Here is a 19,432-nt window from a genome sequence, read left to right on the forward strand (position 1 = left end):
ACATACATTTTTTGTTGAAATACACACACAAGAAAGTATTACTTTAATTTTAAGAACAGTTACAATCTGTATTGCAATTTTTATCGTTTTTTGTTTTGAAAAAAAACTTCTTTACCAAAAAAAACACTGCTAAACCAACGAATATATATGTAATTATTTCTTGCATCATTTTAATATTTGATATGCTATAAAAGCGGATAAATATGCTAAAGCTCCCATACCAACTAATTGTATCATTGGCCATTTCCAACTTTTAGTTTCTCTTTTTACTATCGCTAAAGTTGCCATACATTGCATTGCAAAGGCATAAAACAATAATAAAGAAATTCCTGTTGCAAAATTAAACTGTTTCTCTCCTGTAAAGGTATTTACCTCAGAAGCCATTTTTTGTTTAATGGTAGATATATCTTCATCATTATTTTCAACACTATAAATAGTAGCCAAAGTTCCTATAAACACTTCTCTTGCTGCAAATGAAGCTATTAATCCAATTCCTATTTTCCAATCATATCCTAAAGGTTTCACTACTGGCTCTATAGTTTTACCCGCTATACCAATATAAGAATTCTCTAATTTTGCCGAAGCTATTTTTTGCGCTAATTCTTGTTCTGACAACTGTTGATTAACTGTATTTTCAGTTATGTTTTTTTCAACATTATCAAATGATGAAGGACCATGCGACGCTAAAAACCATAAAACTATTGATATCGCTAGTATAATTTTACCCGCTCCAAAAACAAAAGCTTTCGTTTTTTCTAATACATCCAGAAATACATTTTTAGCAGATGGTAGCTTATAGTTTGGCATTTCTATAACAAAAAACGAATTACTTTTAATTTTTAATGTCTTATGTAAAATAAATGCAGCAATAATTGCAGCCCCAAAACCAAGAACATACAGGCCTAGCAACGTTATTCCTTGTAAACTTATAAAACCTAAAACTTTAGTATCTGGGATAATTAAAGCTATTAAAATAGCATATACTGGTAAACGTGCCGAACATGTAGTAAACGGTGTTACCAAAATTGTAATTAATCGTTCTTTCCAACTAGAAATAGTACGAGTTGCCATAATTGCTGGTATTGCACATGCTGTACCCGAAATTAAAGGTATTACACTTTTACCACTCATACCAAAGCGCCTCATAATTTTATCCATTAAAAAGACAACTCTACTCATATAACCCGTTTCCTCTAAAAGAGCAATGAATAAAAATAAGATTGCTATTTGTGGAATAAATATAACAACCCCTCCAATTCCAGGAATAATACCATCGGTTAATAAATCTGTAAACATCCCTTCAGGAAGTTTAGATTTTGTAAACTCTGCAATGTTAGCAAACAGTCCATCAATAAAATCCATTGGTGTTGATGCCCAATCAAAAACAGATTGAAAAATCAATAGTAATAATCCAAAGAAAAAAACATAACCAAATATTTTATGAGTAAAAATGCTATCTAATTTAGATCTTAAATCTGTTGCTTGAGATGCATCTACTTTATACGTTTTCTTTAAAATTGAATTTATTTTTTGATATCGATAAATTGTTTCTTTATGCTGATACTTTTTTTGTTTAGACACATCATGTCCAAACATTTGAAGCTTCTCATTTTCTTCACTAGAAAGCAAAGATGTATATTGTTTGGTATACATCAACCACAACTCATAAACTGAAAAATTTGTGCTTTTTTCTGACAACTCATTAAAATAATCAACATCTATTTTAGATGAGATTTCATTAAAATTAGAATAGGTTGTGATCGTTTTATAATTTACTATTTCTTCCTTTAAATCATTAACGCCTTCATTATTTCTTGCAGACATTAAAATCACTTTAGTGTGCAATTCTTTTTGCAAACTATCAATGTCTATTGAAATTCCTTTTCGTTGTAATTGATCTGCCATGTTCAAGGCTAAAATTACTGGAATTCCTAAATCTTGTATTTGAGTAAAAAGTAGTAAGTTTCTCTTTAAGTTTTCAACATCGGCAACTACAACAATTACATCTGGTTTATCTTCTTCTGTTGTAGTTAATAACGTTTTTAAAACAATACTTTCGTCTATTGATGTTGGATTGATACTATACGTTCCTGGTAAATCAGTAATTATTGCAGAAGTGCCATTTGGCAACTTACATAGTCCTTGTTTTTTATCAACAGTTACCCCTGGATAATTCCCAACTTTTTGGCTTAAACCTGTTAGCTGATTAAATAACGATGTTTTCCCTGTATTTGGATTACCTATTAATGCTACTTTAGTACGTTTGCTCATCAGTTAAATTTTAGTAATTATAATTTGACAAGCTGTTTCTTTACGTATCGCCAAATGACTTCCATTCACACAAATGTAAATTGGATCTTTTAAAGGTGCAATTTGTAATAATTCCACCTCTGTTCCTGGTAAACAACCCATTTCTAATAATTTTAATGGAATAATATCTAAGCATTCTTCTGATATAATTCCTCTTTCTCCGATTTGTAAAGTTGCTATTGAATTCAAATGACAAGTATAAATTGACTCGCAAAGGTACTAAAATAGAACGATTCTAAACAATAGAACTTTAATAATCTCTTGTTCCAATTATTGATTGCGCTATATATTTGAAATCTTATATTTGTCCTATGACTTTCGACCAAATAATAGGGCAAGAACATATTAAAAAGCATTTACAACAATCTGTAAAAAATAACAGAATACCGCATGCTCAACTTTTTGTTGGCAAAGAAGGTGCTGGTACTTTACCAATTGCAATTGCATATGCTCAATATTTATTATGCAATTCATCTGCTAATCCTGATGCCTGTAATTTAAAATGTAGTAAACTACAACATCCAGATTTACATTTTGCTTTCCCTGTAACCACAAACGATTCAGTAAAAAAACATCCCGTAAGTAATTTATTTTTGAATGACTGGAGAAGTTTTATAGAAGAACAACCTTACGGAAGTTTATTTAACTGGCTACAACATATTGGTGTTGAAAACAAACAAGGTCAAATAGGAGTAGATGAAGCTGAAGATGTTGTAAAAAAATTACAATTAAAATCTTACGAAGGAGGTTTTAAAGTAATGATTATTTGGATGGCTGAAAAAATGAATATTGCTGCCTCAAATAAATTATTAAAGCTTATAGAAGAACCACCAAGTAAAACTATTTTCTTGTTAGTTACAGAAGATGAAGAACAAATTATAAACACCATAAAATCCCGTTGTCAAGCATTACACTTCCCTGTATTAAGTAACTCTGACATTGCAAATACTTTAATTAAAAACGAAAACATTTCGGAGAATGAGGCTACTAAAATAGCACATCAGTCTGAAGGAAATTACAATAAGGCTCTTCATATTTTAAATAACAATTCTAATGATTTAATTTTTGAAGAATGGTTTATTACTTGGATTCGTGCAGCTTTTAAGGCCAAAGGTAATGCAGCGGTAATTCAAGATTTAATAGGTTGGTCTGAAACTATTGCTAAATCGGGAAGAGAAACACAAAAACAATTTTTACAATATTGTTTACAGTTTTTTAGACAAGCTTTATTATTAAATTATGGAACTCCAGATTTAGTTTTTCTTGAAACAAAAACCAATAATTTCAAATTAGAAAAATTTGCTCCTTTTATAAATAGTGCAAATATTTTAACTATTGAAAAAGAAATTAGTGATGCCTTATATCATATTGAACGAAATGGTAATGCTAAAATTATTTTATTAGATTTATCAATCAAATTAACTCGACTTTTACACACAAAAGAAGAAAAAATTAAAGCATAATTATGAAAACAACTTATATTATCACAATTATTCTTTTCGGAATACTTTTTGCTGCCTGTAAACAAGAAAAAAAAGAATCTTTAAAAAATTATATGATTGGTAGTTGGCAAACTGAATATCTAAAAATTGAAATGCCGACTATTAATAAAACTGATAGCACTTCTGTTTTTGAAGATAATTTTAACAAACCTAATACAGGTAGAGCGCAATCAGCTTATAAAAATGATGGAACATTTAAAGCTTGGTTTAAACAACCTGATGGAAAAAAAGTTGGAGAAACAAATGGAAGATGGAAAACTAGAAATGATAGTTTATACGTGGATTATCCTTATTTAGGTAAACAAGTTCAAGTTTGGTACAAGATAAAAAAAACAACGGAAGGCTTTGAAGGAAAAGTAATTTATGATTGGGATAACGATGGAGAGTTTGACGATACTTTGATTATGAAAACTAAAAGAATAAAACTATAAAATTGCTGAACATAAATAACATATCCTTACGTATTAGAATTTTCTTGTCAATGATACTCTTAGTATTATTGGCTTCTGTCTTAATTGTTTTAGTTACAATTTACCAATATGGCGAACAAACTAAAGATTATAATACTCATCGTTTTGGTAGAAAAGAAACTACCATAAAGCAAGCTATTGAAATTGAATTAAAACGTAGAACAACATATCCTGTAACCACAGAAAACCTATCTAAAATTTTTCAAGATAGAATTTATGAAATGGCTGCCGTACATAAACTTACAATTACAATGTATGCAGTGGATGGGCGTTTTTTAAAATCATCAAAACCTTATAATTTTGAAAAGGTAGAAGACGCTCCTTTATCAAATGAAATAACTACAGAATTAGCCAATAATTCTGACCATAAAATTTTAAAAAGTAGAAGCGGAAAAGGAATTACTTATCAATCTTCATATACCTATATAAATGATTTACGATTTAAACGTATAGGAATACTTGAAATACAAATAGCACAAAATAACGATGAACAAAAAAAGGAATTACAAGAATTTATTTCTCGTCTTTCACTAGTTTATCTCCTTATGTTTCTTGTTGCAATTGCATTAGCATATTTCTTATCAAGTTATATTACTCGATCAATTCAAACAATTTCTGAAAAAATTAAAGAGACTCGTTTAAACAAGCGAAACGAAAAAATCACATTAAACTCTGCTAGTTCTGAAATTAACTCTTTAGTTGATTCTTATAATAACATGATAGATCAATTAGAGGAAAGTGCTGTAAAACTTGCAATGAGTGAACGTGAGCAAGCTTGGAGAGAAATGGCTAAACAAGTAGCTCATGAAATTAAGAATCCGCTAACACCTATGCGTCTTTCTGTTCAGAGTTTTGACAGAAGGTTTAATCCAGAAGATCCTAAGATTAAAGAAAAAATGTCTGAGTATAGTGAAACTCTTATTCAGCAAATTGATGTAATGAGTTCTATTGCTTCAGCTTTTTCTGATTTTGCAAAAATGCCAACACAACGTCGTGAAAAACTTGATGTGGTTGACGTTGTAAAACACTCGTTAGATATTTTTACTGAAGATTATATACATTATATTCCAAAAGAAACAGAATTGTTTGCCAACCTTGACAAAACTCAATTAATTAGAATTGTAACAAATTTGGTTAAAAACGCAACACAAGCAATAAAAGAAAATGAGCAAGCACCTAGAATAGAAGTAAAAGTTACTTCAGAAGGTAATAATGTGAAAATTTCAGTTTCCGACAACGGAAAAGGAATTACAAACAAGAATAAAGAATTAATTTTCGAACCTAAATTCACCACTAAAACTAGTGGAATGGGGTTAGGTTTACCGATGATAAAAAATATAATTGAAGCATATGACGGTTCTATTACTTTTACCTCAACAGAAGGTATTGGAACTGTTTTTAATGTAATTTTACCAAAAACATAATCAAATGAATTTCGAAAACATCTTAGTTACCATTTCTAATGGATTAGCAACTATAACCATTAACCGTCCAAAAAAACTAAATGCTTTAAATAAAATAACTATTGAAGAATTACATACAGCTTTTGAAGCATTAGAAGATGATTCGGATGTAAAAACAATTATGATTACTGGAAGTGGAGAAAAAGCTTTTGTAGCTGGTGCAGATATTTCTGAATTTGCTCATTTCTCAGTAAAAGAAGGTGCTGAATTAGCTAGAAAAGGACAAGAATCTTTATTTGATTTTGTAGAAAACCTTTCAACTCCTGTTATAGCAGCTGTTAATGGTTTTGCTTTAGGAGGAGGATTAGAATTAGCTATGGCATGTCACTTTAGAGTAGCTTCAGATAATGCTAAGATGGGCTTACCTGAAGTATCTTTAGGAGTTATTCCTGGTTATGGAGGAACACAACGTTTACCACAACTAGTGGGTAAAGGAAAAGCTATGGAAATGGTAATGACTGCTGGGATGATTTCTGCAGAAGAAGCAAAGGATTCTGGACTAGTAAATCATGTTACAACTCTAGAAGAACTAATGCCATTAGCAGAGAAATTGGCTGGTAAAATAATGAGAAATTCATCAGTAGCAATTAGCGCAGCAATTAAAGCTGTAAATGATAATTTTAAAGATGGAATCAATGGTTTTGAAACAGAAATTTCTGAATTTGGAAACTGCTTTGGCACCGATGATTTTAAAGAAGGTACTACTGCTTTTTTAGAAAAAAGAAAACCTAACTTTCCAGGAGTATAAAACATGACATTAAAAAAAACTCTTTTTATAATTCTATTTCTTTTTACCTATAGTTTTTTTGCCCAAAAAGCTATTGATAGCATCTATAAAAAGAATTTAACAACGCTCTCTGATTCTATAAAAAAAGAGAGCCGCACTAGAAAAAGAGTTGATTTAATGGGAGAAATGTTACTCCTTGCTGAAGAACAAAAAGATACCTTTAGAATAATTCAACTCTTACATGGTATTGCTAGACAAAGTCAATTTATAAATGAGCATTATACGTCTATCAAATCTTTTAAAAAAGAATTAGATTTATACAATAAATATCAATTTAGTAAGCAAGAAAAAGAAGCAATTCTATCCGCAAAAATAACTCCAATAGAAATACAAGTACAACTAGGAAATAGCTACTCTGCTATAGGTGAAACAAAAATAGGCTTAGATTATTATTCTTTAGGAGAAAACATAGCTAAAAAAGAAAATTTAGATTTTTACAAAGCTGTAATACCGGTATTAATTGGCGGAATGAATTATGCAGCTGGTGAATACAACGAGGCATTAAAACAATATAAAAAAGGGTTAAAACTTTTAAAAACAGCTAAAGACATTGATGAGTTAAATAGAAACTTTAATAGTTCACTAACCATTATAAGCATAAGTGATTCTTATGTTAAACTTAAAAAATTAGATTCTGCTAATTTCTATTTAAATAAAGGGATAGAAAGAAACTTAGATACCATAAATAATGTTATTAGGCTAAATTATTTATCACAAAAAAGTAAAATACTAATTGCTGAAAACAAAAATGAAGAGGCCCTATTAGTATTACAAAAATTAAAAGACCTAAGTCATAAACACGATGCCAATTCAGGAGAAATTTATTATTATAAAGAATTAGCAGAAGCTTATAGTAATTTAAAAAATTACGATGAGGCTATTGCTATAATGCTTAAAGGTATTGATCAGATAAAAAATAAAACCAAAGAATTTAAATTAGTAGAAGACTATAAAAAGTTAGCCAAAATTTACAAAAAAGCTGGAAATATTGAAAAATCAAATGAGTACTTTGAAAAATATATTCTAAATCAAACAGCTTTAGAAAAAAACAGAAAACATATTGTAGATTCTTTTCACAAGAAAAAAATTTCAGATTTAGAAACAGAAAAACAAAAAAATACAACTTCATTTTTACTAATAGGCGGTTCCTTAGTTTTAGCTATTTTACTTCTATTTTTATTTATCTTCTCAAAGAGAAAAACAAAAACTACTAAAAGTTTTAATGAATTATTAAATAAAATAGAATCTTTAGAGAAGCAACAAATTCTTGTAGACACCAAAGACATTCAATTAGAAGAAAAAAATGCTACATCTGATATTAATAAAGAAACCTTCGATGAAATTTTAATTGGTTTACAAAAAATAGAAGAACAGCATTATTATTTAAAACAAGAATGTAATTCTTACAATGTTGCTAAAAAAATAAAAACAAACACTTCTTACTTATCTAAAGTAATAAACGCACATCATCAAAAAAACTTTAATACCTATATAAACGATTTAAGAATTAATTATGTTATTTTGAAGCTAAAGGAAAGTAACAGGTTTAGATCGTATTCAATTCAATCAATTTCAGAAGAAATAGGTTATAAAAGTCCAGATTCTTTTACTAAATATTTTAAAAGAAGAACAGGTTTATTACCTTCTGTTTATATTAAAAAACTAAATTCTATTACCTAAAATAGTTTCTATAAAACTTAACAAAATATAATTTCAACCCCTAAATTTATAAATTTAGGGGTTTTTCATTTTTCTAAGCAGTTAAAAACATAGATGTATTTAATTACTTGTAAATCAAACGATTACATCATTAAAAACTACCCTATTTTTCTAAAAACAGGTATAGTCTCCTTGTAATAAGTCTTTTAAAGTTAAATCTTTGCTTCAGTAATCAAACTGAATTAAAAATGAAAACAACAACAAAAACAACTATTATAATAATCTTATTCTTATGCCTAGGTGTAATATTTGGCTATACGGTAACTTCATCTATAAAAGGTTATAATAGATCAGAGGATGTTTTTCAAGCCTTAAAGGATAATTGTGACTGTAAAGAAATTAACCAAATTATTTATGCTAAGGGAATTCAATATGGAGAAAATGGATTTTCAACAGAAAAAGGAGAATACCAATTAGTAGGCTGTAAATTTAAATCTGTAGAAACAGAAGTCAAAAGAATTCAAGCGTTGTTAAATTCTAAAGTAAAAGATTTTAATAAAATAGACTTATTAGAACTAGAATTTATTAACCAAAACAAAAGTAAAGTAGTCTTAATAAAAAAAGGAATCATTCAATAAAATTCAATCATCATGATAATTATAATAACAACAATAATATTAGAAGTCGCTCAGTTTATTTTAAACACACTATTAGCAATATTTTAAATGTATAAAACAGTTTTTAATGAATACCTATTTTGTTTTAAAATTAATTAAACATTTCCATTCCATTCATTATAAAACTGTTCTAAAAACAACTCCATAAATTCATGTCTTTTTTGTGCTATATTTTTACCAGTAGTCGTATTCATTTTATCTTTTAACAACAATAGTTTTTCATAAAAATGATTTAGTGTTGGAGCTGTAGATTTTTTGTATTCTTCTTTGGTCATATTTAATTTAGGAAGAATCTCCGGATTGTATAATTCTCTGTTTTTATACCCTCCATAATTAAAACATCTAGCTATTCCTATTGCACCAATAGCATCTAATCTATCTGCATCTTGAATAACTTCTAATTCTGGTGATTTAAATTTCTGCTCAAAATTACCTCCCTTAAAAGATATATTTTGAATAATCTTTTCAACATGAACTATTCCTTCTTCATTTACATTTTGAGACTCTAAAAATGTTCGTGCTTTTTTAGGCCCTATAGTTTCATCACCATTATAAAACTTACTATCAGCTATATCGTGTAACAAAGCACCCAAAGCAACTATGAATCCATCTACAATTTCTGTTTTTGCAATTAATAATGCATTTTTATAAACTCTCTCTACATGAAAATAATCATGTCCTCCTTCAGCTCCTTTTAGTGTTTCTTTTACAAACTCAATCGTATTCTGTATAATTTGCTCTCTATTCATAACCCAAAAATAAAAAACCTGTATTTAAATAAATACAGGTTTTAAAATTATATTTTATTCTTATTTAAACTGTAACAGCTTTTTCTATTAATTTATTAGCTACTAAATATTCAGCTATTTGAATCGTATTTGTAGCAGCTCCTTTTCGTAAATTATCAGACACAATCCACATATTTAAAGTGTTAGGTTGTGATAAATCTCTACGAATTCTACCTACAAAAACTTCATCTTTTCCTTCAGAATAAAAAGGCATAGGATACACATTATTCTCTACATCATCTTGTACAACAACCCCATCCGTTTCTGATAAAATTGTACGTATATCTTCTACTTCAAAATGAGTATCAAACTCAACATTTACAGCTTCACTATGACCTCCAGCTACAGGAATTCTAACAGATGTAGCTGTAATTCCAATACTAGGATCGCTTAAAATTTTATGTGTTTCACGAACCAATTTTAATTCTTCTTTAGTATAACCTGCTTCTTCAAAAACATCACAATGAGGCAACGCATTTTTATGAATTTGATATGGATAAGCCATTTCTCCTTCTATTCCATTAGTTTCATTTTCTAGTTGCTTTACTGCCTTAACACCAGTTCCACTAATTGATTGATATGTAGAAATTACCAAACGTTTAATACCATACTTTTTATGTAATGGTGCCAAAGCTAAAACCATTTGAATGGTAGAACAATTAGGATTTGCTATAATTTTATCATTTGTTGTTAATTCCGAAGCGTTGATTTCAGGAACCACTAATTTTTTAGTAGGATCCATTCTCCAAGCTGATGAATTATCAATTACAGTTGTACCCACTTCTGCAAATTTGGGAGCCCATTCTAACGAAGTGTTTCCACCTGCAGAAAACAAAGCTACATCTGGTTTCATAGAAACTGCAGTTTCCAATCCAACAATGGTATAATTTGTTCCTTTAAATTCAATTTCTTTTCCAACTGAACGTTCTGATGCTACAGGAATTAATTCTGTTACAGGGAAATTACGCTCTGCTAACACTTGTAACATTACATTTCCTACCATTCCGGTAGCTCCCACTACTGCTACTCTCATTTTTTATTATTATTTACGGTAAGTTGCCAATAACCAACATCTACCCATTTATTAAACTTATATCCAACTTCTTTAAAATGCGCTACTTTTGTAAATCCAAATTTTTCGTGTAACGCTACACTTGCTTTGTTTGGTAATGAAATCCCACCAATTAATACATGATAACCTTGATTAATTAAAACCTTAATTAATTTACTGTATAACTGAGTTCCTATTCCTTTTCCGCCAACGTTTTCATTTAAATAAATTGACACCTCAGCTGTCATATTATATGCACTTCGAATATTCCAAAAATTACCATGTGCATAACCAATAATTTGATTATCCTCTTCAAAAACAAACCAAGGAAACTTCTTTATTATATTTTCTATTTTGTTTTTAAAATATACTACAGAAACTGGAACTTCTACAAACGTAGCAATATGACTTTCTACATAATAATTGTAGATATTTGTAATTGCTTCAGCATCTTTTATGGTTACACTTCGTATCATTTCTTTGAAACACTTATACAAAGGTTCAAAAAAATGAGATTAGTTGTATCTGTTTTTCCTTTAAATTTTTAGAAAAGTTTGAATTCCTATCAATTTGATACTAAATGTATTATTTTAAACATAAAAAATAAAAATTGTGTACTTTTGCAGCGATTTTTAGAAAAATCATAACATATTTTGTTTAACTAAAGAAGTATAGCATGCAACTGTACAATAAGTTAAGCGCAAGTGAACGCGCTGCATTAATTGACGAAGCCGGAAAGGATCGTTTAACTATTTCATTCTATCAATATCATAAGATAGAAAACCCACAATTATTTAGAAATAAATTATTCCTAGAATGGGACGCATTAGAAGTCTTAGGACGCACCTATGTTTCTTTTGAAGGAATCAATGCTCAAATATCTGCACCTGCGGAAAATTTTCTAAAACTGAAAGAGCAATTAGATGCTATTTCTTTTTTAAAAGACATTCGTTTAAATGTTGCTGTTGAACACGATAATAAATCATTTTTAAAACTGAAAGTAAAAGTCAGAGACAAAATTGTTGCTGATGGTTTAAACGATGATACTTTTGATGTTACTGATAAAGGGGTACATTTAAATGCAAAAGACTTCAACGAAATGTTAGCTGACCCAAACACAATTTGTGTTGATATGCGAAATCATTACGAAAGTGAGATAGGTCATTTTGAAGGCGCTGTAACTCCAGATGTAGATACATTTAGAGATTCTTTAGATATTATTGAAGAAGATTTAAAAGACAATAAAGAAGATAAAAACTTATTAATGTATTGTACTGGTGGAATCCGTTGTGAGAAAGCATCAGCATATTATAAACATAAAGGATTTAAAAACGTTTTTCAATTAGAAGGCGGAATTATAGAATACACACGTCAGGTGAAATCTGAAGGAGTAGAAAATAAATTTATTGGAAAGAATTTTGTTTTTGACCATAGAAGAGCAGAACGTATTACAGATGATGTGATTTCTAATTGTCATCAATGTGGTGAACCTTGTGATGAACATGTAAATTGTGAAAATCAAGCATGTCATTTATTATTTATTCAATGTACATCTTGTCAAGAAAAAATGAGTACTTGTTGTTCAGAAGAATGTAAAGAAGTAGCAGCATTGCCTTTTGAAGAGCAAAAAGAATTACGAAGAGGAAAAGGCAATAGTAATAAGATTTTCAAAAAAGGAAGATCTGAAGCATTAAAGTTTAAAAAATAAGCAAATGCAAAAGATCGAATTAATGGCACCAGCTGGTAACTTTGAATCGTTACAAGCTGCCTTAGATAATGGATGTGATTCTGTATATTTTGGTGTAGAACAATTAAATATGCGAGCTAGAGCATCAATCAACTTTACACTTGATGATTTAGAAGAAATCTCGCAAAGATGCAAAGAGAAAAATGTTCGTACATATTTAACTTTAAATACAATTGTGTATGATCATGATTTATCAATTGTAAAAACCTTAATCAATAGGGCAAAAGAAGCAAATATTACTGCAGTAATTGCAATGGATCAAGCTGTAATTTCTATGGCAAGAGCAGCGCAAATGGAGGTACATATATCTACCCAAATCAACATTACAAACATAGAGACTGTAAAGTTTTATGCGATGTTTGCTGATACTGTTGTACTCAGTAGAGAATTAAGTTTACGTCAAGTAAAAAAGATTACTGAACAAATAGAAAAAGAAGAAATAAAAGGTCCTGCTGGGCGATTGTTAGAAGTTGAGATATTTGGACATGGTGCTTTATGTATGGCTGTTTCAGGCAAATGCTATATGAGTTTACACTCTCACAATTCTTCAGCAAATAGAGGTGCTTGTAAACAAAATTGTCGAAAAAAATATACCGTAATAGATCAAGAATCTGGCTTTGAAATGGAGCTAGATAATGAATATATTATGTCTCCTAAAGACTTATGTACCATTGATTTTCTAGATCAAGTTGCCGATGCAGGTATTAAGGTATTAAAGATTGAAGGAAGAGGAAGAGCTCCTGAATATGTGGCTAAAGTTATTAAATGCTATAGAGATGCTATTGATAGCTTAGCGAATGGAACTTATGACAAAGAGAAAGTAATTTCTTGGATGCTAGAGCTTGAAAAGGTATACAATCGTGGTTTTTGGAATGGTTATTATTTAGGGCAAAAACTAGGAGAATGGAGTAAAGAACCTGGTTCTCATGCTACACAGAAAAAAGTGTATTTAGGTAAAGGTGTTCACTACTTTCAAAAAGCTCAAATTGGTGAATTTAAAATTGAAGCTTACGATGTAGCTGTAGGTGATACTATTTTAATTACGGGTCCAACTACTGGAGCTCAAGAAATGGAATTAAAACAAATGTTTGTAAATGATGCTCCTGCTAAAAAAGCTACTAAAGGAGATGAAGTTACAATGAAATTAGATTTTAAAATCCGTTCTTCAGATAAGTTATATAAAATTGTAAAAACTGAATTTGCTCAAGTTTAATGGTAGTAGTAACCTTACAAAGAAAAAAATGTATTGGCTGTAATTACTGTGTAGAAGTAGCTCCAGCTCAATTTCAGATGTCAAAAAAAGATGGTAAATCTGTATTATTACATTCCTCTGAAAAAAAAGGTTTTTTTACTATAAAAACCCATGATGACTCTATTTTTGATGCATCTTATGAAGCAAAAAAGGCTTGTCCTGTTAAGATTATAGAAGTAAAACAATTATAAATACTTCTTATTATATACCAAAGCTCTCTTTTGAGAGCTTTTTTGTTTTAAATAATGTAATTTTATACTAAATATTTTAGATGTCAGGAGAAAAGAACTTAACTACCTTAATTAAAGAAATGAAACCTTTTGTTAATGAAGGTGAATATGTATTTACCACAGTTAAAAACACCTCTAACATTAATCAAGATATTATTATTGGTCAATTTAGGGAACAAGAAGGAATAACACTAATTCTTGAAAAACCTATCGCTGATGAATTAGAGTTACCTTATACTTTTATTGCTTCTTGGGTTACTTTAAAAATACATTCGGCATTAGAGGCTGTTGGTTTAACAGCTGCTTTTTCAACAGAGCTTGCAAAAAACAATATAAGTTGTAATGTTATTGCAGGTTTTTATCATGATCATATTTTTGTTTCTAAAGAAGATGAAATTAAAACTATTGAAGTATTAACAAAATTCTCAAATAGTTTATAGTACTACAAAATGGAATTACAACCACCATATCGTAAAATTATTCATGTAGATATGGATGCTTTTTATGCATCAGTAGAGCAATTAGACAATTCTGATCTAAGAAACAAACCTGTTGCTGTTGGTGGTAGTGAGATTAGAGGAGTAGTTTCTGCTGCAAGTTATGAAGCAAGAAAATATGGTGTACGTTCTGCAATGAGTGGAATGCTTGCTAAAAAAAAGTGTCCAAACTTAATATTTGTTCCCCCAAGATTTGACCGATATAAAGAGATATCTTCTAAAATTAGAAAAATATTTTATGATTATACTGATTTGGTTGAACCTCTTTCTTTAGATGAAGCATATTTAGATGTTACTGAGAACAAAAAAGGGATCTTATCGGCTAGTATAATTGCTGAAGAAATACGACAACGTATTTGGGATGAATTAGAATTAAGAGCTTCTGCTGGAATATCAATTAATAAATTCATAGCCAAAGTAGCTTCGGACATAAACAAACCTAACGGGCAAAAAACCATCAACCCGGAAGAAGTAATTCTTTTTTTAGAAGAATTATCAATAAATAAATTTTACGGTGTTGGAAAAGTAACTGCAGCTAAAATGCACAACCTAGGTATATTTACTGGCTTAGATTTAAAGAAAAAATCATTAGAAGAACTCTCAAAACTATTTGGAAAATCCGGAGTACATTATTATAATATTGTTAGAGGTATTCATAATAGTCAGGTAAAACCAAACAGAGTTAGAAAATCGATAGCTGCTGAACGTACTTTTAATGAAAATTTATCTTCAGAAGTCTTTATGCTTGAACGTTTAGATAAGATTGCGGATGAGCTTGAACGCAGAATGAAAACATCGAACACCAAAGGAAAAACTATAACCTTAAAAATTAAATATAGTGACTTTACGCAACAAACTCGTAGCAAAACGACCAATTATTACATTTATCAAAAAAGAGATTTTTACCCTATTATCAAAGAATTATTGTTTCAAGAAAACTTAAAAAACTCTGTACGTTTACTAGGAATTTCCTTTAGTAACTTAAATACTGAAAAAAAAGAACCTATATGGGTTCAACTACAATTCAATTTTTAAATTATAGGTAACTTTAAAGATACTTTTGTTCCTACCGATTTACCTTTACTATCAACCAAATCTTCGTAATCTAAAAAATAATTATTTTGATACTGATTTGCAAAATTCTTAAGTCTCTCTTTTGTTAAGTCAATTCCTATAGAATCTCTATTTAAAGATTTACTTTTCTTAATTTTTAAGGCAGCATCTCTTCCTATTCCGTTATCTGATATTTCAATTTGAATAAATTCATCTGATATTTTTTCAGCAGATAATTCTACCTTTTTACTTCCTTTTTTTGAGGATAATCCATGCCAAATAGAATTTTCTAAAAAGGGTTGTAATATTAATGGTGGTATTTTAATTCTCTCAAGCTCTAAATTAGAGCTAATATTCTCTTCATAATTTATTTCGTTCGAAAACCGAATATTTTCAATACTCATATATAAATTCATCGTTTTCAATTCTTCTCCAAGAGTAACTTCTTTTACTCTAGAAGATTCTAATATACTTCGAATTAACTTTGAAAATTTATTTAAGTAATAAACCGCATTTTTCTGTTCATTATTAATTATATAAAGTTTTATAGAATTTAAGGCATTAAATACAAAATGAGGGTTCATTTGAATCCTCAAAGCTTCTTGTTCTAAAAGTAAGATTTGCTTATCGTTTTTTAACAAACGTTGTCTGTATATTGAGTATAATAAAACTCCAAATAAGGCTATAGACACTAAGGCTATAATTAAAATATTACGATTTCTAGTTAGCTTTAATTTACCAATCTCATTTTGTTTAGCAAGGTCTTTAATTCTATTACTTTTAACCTCATTATCATATTTACTAATCAAACTATTAACATAACGAATGTTTTTAGTATTGAACGTTTTTTTCTCTAATTCAATCGACTTCTTGTAATACGCTAATGCCTTTTCATATTTCCCCTGCTTCTGATACAACTCAGATAAATGATCATATGACATCGTTAAACTAGATGGAATATTATTCTTCATCGCTATTCTAAGCGCCTTGTTTATATAAACTTTGGCTTCATTTAACTTATCTAACTTTAAAAGAACACACCCTAAAGTATTGTAGACTTCTGATAAATAATATCTATTTCCTATATTTTCAGCTACTTCTATAACTTCAGTAATATATTTATAGGCTTCATTATACTTAGTTTGCTTTATCAAAATACCACTTATACTATTATGGCAAATTACTCTTCCTAACCTATCTTTATTTAATGTATTATATTTTAATGATTTTTGATAATTTTCAAGAGCTAAATCTAAATCTCCTATGTGTTTATAAGCATAACCAATATTTTGATGGTTAATTGCTAACCCTCTTTTATCATCTAAATCTTTTTGAATAGCAATAGACTTACTAAACTTCTCTAACGCCTTTTCATATTGTTTTAAAGCTAAATAGATATTCCCAATACTATTAATTGAGATACTATTACTGATCTTAACATCTTTACCTGGGTTTTTTATTTTAGAAATAATTTCTAAAGCAGATTGATGATAGTTTAAGGCCATTCTAATTTTATCTTGCCTTCTATAAACTACACCTAATTGATTTAATGTAACTATCTCTGCCTCTAGACTCTTTATTTTTTTTGACAGTTCTAAAGCCTCTTTATATTTCTTTATAGCTTTATTATACTCTGTAACGTTTCTATGAGATCGGCCTTGGACATTTTTCGCAAATATTTCTCCTAATTTATATTTACTCTTTTTACTTTCATTTAAAAGGTAACTTAACTCTTCATTAGTAAACCTAACTCTTCTAAAATGCTTTTGAAGTTCAAAATAATTTGTTTCTTTTTTTTCAAGTGCATTAATTATCAAGCTATCTACATTTTTTTGTGACAAGCAAATGATACTAAACAGAAAAAACAATACTAATGTGAAAAAATTCTTCATTTTAAAATTTTTCTAATAAATCAGATTTTCTTTGACGTGACACAGGTATTTTATGATTATTTTCTATAATCACATAGCCATCTGACTTCAAAAATTCTTTAATTTTATTTAAGTTTATTATAAATGAATTGTGAATTCTAAAAAAGTGCTCCTCAGGTAATAGTAAATTTATTTCTTTCAACTTTTTGGTTACAACAATTTTTTTGTTGTTTGTAGTATGAATTGAACAGTAGTTACCATCAGATTCAACAAATAAAATTTCAAATTGTTCTAAAAAAATAAGTTTACCATCTGTATTTATAGTTATTTTTCTTCTGTTAAATTTTTTATTAAAACTTGAAAGTATTTTTTCAAACTTATCACTACTATTATTTTGTGAATAATGTTTTTTAATTCTATTTAAAGTTTCTTCTAAATCGTCTGTATCTATAGGTTTTAACAAATAATCTATAGCCTGATTTTTTAATGCTTTTATTGCATACTCATTATAAGCTGTAGTTATAACAACAGCGAAATCTGTTTTATTTAACTTTTCAAGTAATTGAAACCCATCCATAGTTGGCATTTCTATATCTAAAAAAAGACAGTCTATTGAATTTTCATTAATATATTTTATAGCCTTATCTGCTTCAGTAAATGTTTGTATAATTTCTAAATCATCATTAAAATTAGATAATTCCCAAAGAAGGCTTTTAATAGCTTTTGGTTCATCATCAATAATAACTGCTTTTAACATATAGTGGGATTTGTAACCAAATGTAACTGATATAATTGTAAAATTAAAATTACCAAATACAATTTAAAGCCCTATAGAGGTTTGTTTTTCTCCTAAAAAAACAAAAGAACAACCATTTACACACAATTTCATGCTATTTATACATATGTTATTTTATAAAATATATTTTCGTCTCATATTTGCACTATAATACACAAGGGGAATCATTATGATAAATTAGGGGATTAATCAATAATGATATTAAACTAAAAAGCATCACTTTAATAAAGAGATGCTTTTTTATTTTATATAAGACTTATATATGTATAAAAAAAGCTCAAACAAATTTGTTTGAGCTTTTTCTTATTTATCAAGTTGTTTCTTAAGCCTCGAAAGGAGTTATAGAAACATAAGACTTGTTGTCTCTTTTCTTTCTAAACTCAACTACACCATCAACTTTAGCATGTAAAGTATGATCTTTACCCATGTAAACGTTTTCACCTGGATTGTGAGTTGTTCCTCTTTGACGAACAATAATGTTACCTGCAATAGCAGCTTGTCCTCCAAAAATCTTTACTCCTAGTCGTTTCGATTCTGATTCTCTACCATTCTTCGAACTACCAACACCTTTTTTATGAGCCATCTCTGTAAGTTTTTAAAGTTATTATTTACTTAATGCTTCAATTAATTCAGCTTTCTTTAAAGATGTGTATCCAGTGATACCTTTTTCTTTAGCTAAAGCTTTTAATTCAGCAACAGTCATTGAACTAATATCCTTAGATTCAGACTTAACTTCTGCCTTAGGAGCTTCTTTCTTTGCAGATGCTTTTACACCTGATGCAGAAATACCTTCGATTTGAATCTCAGTTAAATACTGTCTGTGTCCATTTTTCTTTTTGTAACCTTTTCTTCTTTTCTTTTTGAAAACGATTACTTTATCACCTTTTAAGTGACCTAATACTTTTGCAGTTACTCCTGCACCTGCTATAGCTGGGGCGCCAATAGTTACGTTACCTTTATCTTCAATAAGCATTACATTATCAAAAGTTACTTTTGATCCTTCTGCCTCTTGTAAACGGTGTACGTATACTTTTTGGTCTTTTGCTACTTTAAATTGCTGCCCTGCTATCTCTACGATTGCGTACATACTTTTTGTTTTGCGTTATACTTTATTCACATCTTCTTAATGAAAATGCGGGTGCAAATATACGTTTTTTAACAGAAAAAACAACCTATAATACAGAAAATTAATCTTTTACTTATAAAAAAATAACTATTTTTATTTTTTAGTGTAACGAAAGACTTAAATTCACGTCACATATGTCAAAATCAGTCAAAA

The 19,432-nt window shown here is 28.8% G+C and carries 21 protein-coding genes; 11 read left to right on the top strand and 10 right to left on the bottom strand.

What is annotated here, in order from left to right; all coding sequences use genetic code 11:
- Positions 1-49: 49 nt before the first annotated feature.
- The 3 genes from Q0881_RS00845 to Q0881_RS00855 are packed head-to-tail and all read right to left on the bottom strand — an operon-like array spanning position 50 to position 2,499.
- On the bottom strand, positions 50-169 hold the full coding sequence (locus Q0881_RS00845; protein WP_299156063.1) for a FeoB-associated Cys-rich membrane protein: 120 nt from the start codon (positions 167-169) through the stop codon (positions 50-52).
- Positions 166-2,271 carry a ferrous iron transport protein B gene (gene feoB, locus Q0881_RS00850; RefSeq protein ID WP_299156065.1) on the bottom strand — a complete coding sequence of 702 codons (2,106 nt, stop codon included), beginning with the start codon at positions 2,269-2,271 and terminating at the stop codon, positions 166-168. Before feoB ends, Q0881_RS00845 begins: the two co-directional genes overlap by 4 nt.
- Before the next feature lie 3 nt (positions 2,272-2,274).
- Positions 2,275-2,499: a FeoA family protein gene (locus Q0881_RS00855; protein ID WP_299156067.1), complete on the bottom strand. Its 225-nt coding sequence runs from the start codon at positions 2,497-2,499 to the stop codon at positions 2,275-2,277.
- Positions 2,500-2,621: 122 nt separating this feature from the next.
- On the opposite strand from Q0881_RS00855, the gene Q0881_RS00860 reads away from it, so the two are divergent.
- The 6 genes from Q0881_RS00860 (at position 2,622) to Q0881_RS00885 (ending at position 8,829) form a co-directional block, all read left to right on the top strand.
- Entirely contained in the window at positions 2,622-3,773 is a 1,152-nt protein-coding gene (locus tag Q0881_RS00860; RefSeq protein WP_299156068.1) for a DNA polymerase III subunit delta', read from the top strand.
- 2 nt (positions 3,774-3,775) lie between these two features.
- Positions 3,776-4,243, top strand: a complete 468-nt coding sequence (locus tag Q0881_RS00865) for a hypothetical protein (RefSeq protein ID WP_299156070.1) — start codon at positions 3,776-3,778, stop codon at positions 4,241-4,243.
- A 50-nt stretch (positions 4,244-4,293) separates the two neighbouring features.
- On the top strand, positions 4,294-5,706 hold the full coding sequence (locus Q0881_RS00870; protein ID WP_299156072.1) for an ATP-binding protein: 1,413 nt from the start codon (positions 4,294-4,296) through the stop codon (positions 5,704-5,706).
- Between the two features lie 4 nt (positions 5,707-5,710).
- Positions 5,711-6,493: an enoyl-CoA hydratase-related protein gene (locus Q0881_RS00875; protein WP_299156074.1), complete on the top strand. Its 783-nt coding sequence runs from the start codon at positions 5,711-5,713 to the stop codon at positions 6,491-6,493.
- 3 nt (positions 6,494-6,496) lie between these two features.
- A complete protein-coding gene (locus Q0881_RS00880) occupies positions 6,497-8,212 on the top strand; it encodes a helix-turn-helix domain-containing protein (RefSeq protein ID WP_299156076.1) in 1,716 nt (571 codons plus the stop codon).
- A 227-nt stretch (positions 8,213-8,439) separates the two neighbouring features.
- Positions 8,440-8,829 (top strand): hypothetical protein, encoded by a 390-nt coding sequence (locus Q0881_RS00885; RefSeq protein ID WP_299156078.1) that lies wholly within the window; start codon positions 8,440-8,442, stop codon positions 8,827-8,829.
- A gap of 134 nt (positions 8,830-8,963) precedes the next feature.
- Here Q0881_RS00885 and Q0881_RS00890 read toward each other — a convergent pair whose 3' ends face one another.
- The 3 genes from Q0881_RS00890 to Q0881_RS00900 all read right to left on the bottom strand — a co-directional run bounded on the left by Q0881_RS00890 (position 8,964) and on the right by Q0881_RS00900 (position 11,183).
- On the bottom strand, positions 8,964-9,617 hold the full coding sequence (locus Q0881_RS00890) for an HD domain-containing protein (RefSeq protein WP_299156080.1): 654 nt from the start codon (positions 9,615-9,617) through the stop codon (positions 8,964-8,966).
- A 64-nt stretch (positions 9,618-9,681) separates the two neighbouring features.
- Positions 9,682-10,689, bottom strand: a complete 1,008-nt coding sequence (locus Q0881_RS00895; protein ID WP_299156082.1) for an aspartate-semialdehyde dehydrogenase — start codon at positions 10,687-10,689, stop codon at positions 9,682-9,684.
- On the bottom strand, positions 10,686-11,183 hold the full coding sequence (locus Q0881_RS00900) for a GNAT family N-acetyltransferase (RefSeq protein WP_299156084.1): 498 nt from the start codon (positions 11,181-11,183) through the stop codon (positions 10,686-10,688). The genes Q0881_RS00895 and Q0881_RS00900 overlap by 4 nt, the downstream gene beginning before the upstream one ends.
- A 200-nt stretch (positions 11,184-11,383) precedes the next feature.
- Between Q0881_RS00900 and Q0881_RS00905 the strand changes: the two genes are divergently transcribed.
- From Q0881_RS00905 to dinB, 5 genes are all read left to right on the top strand, one after another.
- A complete protein-coding gene (locus tag Q0881_RS00905) occupies positions 11,384-12,415 on the top strand; it encodes a rhodanese-related sulfurtransferase (RefSeq protein WP_299156086.1) in 1,032 nt (343 codons plus the stop codon).
- A 4-nt stretch (positions 12,416-12,419) separates the two neighbouring features.
- A complete protein-coding gene (locus Q0881_RS00910; protein WP_299156087.1) occupies positions 12,420-13,667 on the top strand; it encodes a peptidase U32 family protein in 1,248 nt (415 codons plus the stop codon).
- Entirely contained in the window at positions 13,667-13,897 is a 231-nt protein-coding gene (locus Q0881_RS00915; protein ID WP_299156089.1) for a ferredoxin, read from the top strand. Before Q0881_RS00910 ends, Q0881_RS00915 begins: the two co-directional genes overlap by 1 nt.
- An 80-nt stretch (positions 13,898-13,977) precedes the next feature.
- Positions 13,978-14,376: an ACT domain-containing protein gene (locus Q0881_RS00920; protein WP_299156091.1), complete on the top strand. Its 399-nt coding sequence runs from the start codon at positions 13,978-13,980 to the stop codon at positions 14,374-14,376.
- 9 nt (positions 14,377-14,385) lie between these two features.
- A complete protein-coding gene (gene dinB / locus Q0881_RS00925) occupies positions 14,386-15,468 on the top strand; it encodes a DNA polymerase IV (protein ID WP_299156092.1) in 1,083 nt (360 codons plus the stop codon).
- Here dinB and Q0881_RS00930 read toward each other — a convergent pair.
- From Q0881_RS00930 to rplU, 4 genes are all read right to left on the bottom strand, one after another.
- Entirely contained in the window at positions 15,465-17,378 is a 1,914-nt protein-coding gene (locus tag Q0881_RS00930) for a tetratricopeptide repeat protein (protein WP_299156094.1), read from the bottom strand. The two genes, dinB and Q0881_RS00930, sit on opposite strands and share 4 nt — an antisense overlap.
- A gap of 1 nt (position 17,379) precedes the next feature.
- Positions 17,380-18,114, bottom strand: coding sequence for a LytTR family DNA-binding domain-containing protein (locus Q0881_RS00935; protein WP_299156095.1), 735 nt, complete (start codon positions 18,112-18,114; stop codon positions 17,380-17,382).
- A gap of 361 nt (positions 18,115-18,475) precedes the next feature.
- Positions 18,476-18,736, bottom strand: a complete 261-nt coding sequence (rpmA, locus tag Q0881_RS00940) for a 50S ribosomal protein L27 (RefSeq protein ID WP_135543708.1) — start codon at positions 18,734-18,736, stop codon at positions 18,476-18,478.
- 21 nt (positions 18,737-18,757) lie between these two features.
- Positions 18,758-19,240 carry a 50S ribosomal protein L21 gene (rplU, locus tag Q0881_RS00945; protein ID WP_299156098.1) on the bottom strand — a complete coding sequence of 161 codons (483 nt, stop codon included), beginning with the start codon at positions 19,238-19,240 and terminating at the stop codon, positions 18,758-18,760.
- Positions 19,241-19,432 lie beyond the last annotated feature (192 nt).

Origin of the sequence: uncultured Tenacibaculum sp. (assembly GCF_947494125.1) — a bacterium.
Classification (GTDB): Bacteria; Bacteroidota; Bacteroidia; order Flavobacteriales; family Flavobacteriaceae; genus Polaribacter.

Excerpts from the sequence above, each read along its gene's own strand:
- feoB (WP_299156065.1), bottom strand. The coding sequence starts at position 2,271 with ATGAGCAAACGTACTAAAGTAGCATTAATAGGTAATCCAAATACAGGG.
- Q0881_RS00845 (WP_299156063.1), bottom strand. The coding sequence starts at position 169 with ATGATGCAAGAAATAATTACATATATATTCGTTGGTTTAGCAGTGTTT.
- Q0881_RS00860 (WP_299156068.1), top strand. The coding sequence starts at position 2,622 with ATGACTTTCGACCAAATAATAGGGCAAGAACATATTAAAAAGCATTTA.
- Q0881_RS00930 (WP_299156094.1), bottom strand. The coding sequence starts at position 17,378 with ATGAAGAATTTTTTCACATTAGTATTGTTTTTTCTGTTTAGTATCATT.
- Q0881_RS00890 (WP_299156080.1), bottom strand. The coding sequence starts at position 9,617 with ATGAATAGAGAGCAAATTATACAGAATACGATTGAGTTTGTAAAAGAA.
- rplU (WP_299156098.1), bottom strand. The coding sequence starts at position 19,240 with ATGTACGCAATCGTAGAGATAGCAGGGCAGCAATTTAAAGTAGCAAAA.
- Q0881_RS00865 (WP_299156070.1), top strand. The coding sequence starts at position 3,776 with ATGAAAACAACTTATATTATCACAATTATTCTTTTCGGAATACTTTTT.
- Q0881_RS00885 (WP_299156078.1), top strand. The coding sequence starts at position 8,440 with ATGAAAACAACAACAAAAACAACTATTATAATAATCTTATTCTTATGC.
- Q0881_RS00900 (WP_299156084.1), bottom strand. The coding sequence starts at position 11,183 with ATGATACGAAGTGTAACCATAAAAGATGCTGAAGCAATTACAAATATC.
- Q0881_RS00870 (WP_299156072.1), top strand. The coding sequence starts at position 4,294 with ATGATACTCTTAGTATTATTGGCTTCTGTCTTAATTGTTTTAGTTACA.
- Q0881_RS00880 (WP_299156076.1), top strand. The coding sequence starts at position 6,497 with ATGACATTAAAAAAAACTCTTTTTATAATTCTATTTCTTTTTACCTAT.
- Q0881_RS00905 (WP_299156086.1), top strand. The coding sequence starts at position 11,384 with ATGCAACTGTACAATAAGTTAAGCGCAAGTGAACGCGCTGCATTAATT.
- Q0881_RS00895 (WP_299156082.1), bottom strand. The coding sequence starts at position 10,689 with ATGAGAGTAGCAGTAGTGGGAGCTACCGGAATGGTAGGAAATGTAATG.
- Q0881_RS00915 (WP_299156089.1), top strand. The coding sequence starts at position 13,667 with ATGGTAGTAGTAACCTTACAAAGAAAAAAATGTATTGGCTGTAATTAC.
- Q0881_RS00920 (WP_299156091.1), top strand. The coding sequence starts at position 13,978 with ATGTCAGGAGAAAAGAACTTAACTACCTTAATTAAAGAAATGAAACCT.
- dinB (WP_299156092.1), top strand. The coding sequence starts at position 14,386 with ATGGAATTACAACCACCATATCGTAAAATTATTCATGTAGATATGGAT.
- Q0881_RS00875 (WP_299156074.1), top strand. The coding sequence starts at position 5,711 with ATGAATTTCGAAAACATCTTAGTTACCATTTCTAATGGATTAGCAACT.
- rpmA (WP_135543708.1), bottom strand. The coding sequence starts at position 18,736 with ATGGCTCATAAAAAAGGTGTTGGTAGTTCGAAGAATGGTAGAGAATCA.
- Q0881_RS00910 (WP_299156087.1), top strand. The coding sequence starts at position 12,420 with ATGCAAAAGATCGAATTAATGGCACCAGCTGGTAACTTTGAATCGTTA.
- Q0881_RS00935 (WP_299156095.1), bottom strand. The coding sequence starts at position 18,114 with ATGTTAAAAGCAGTTATTATTGATGATGAACCAAAAGCTATTAAAAGC.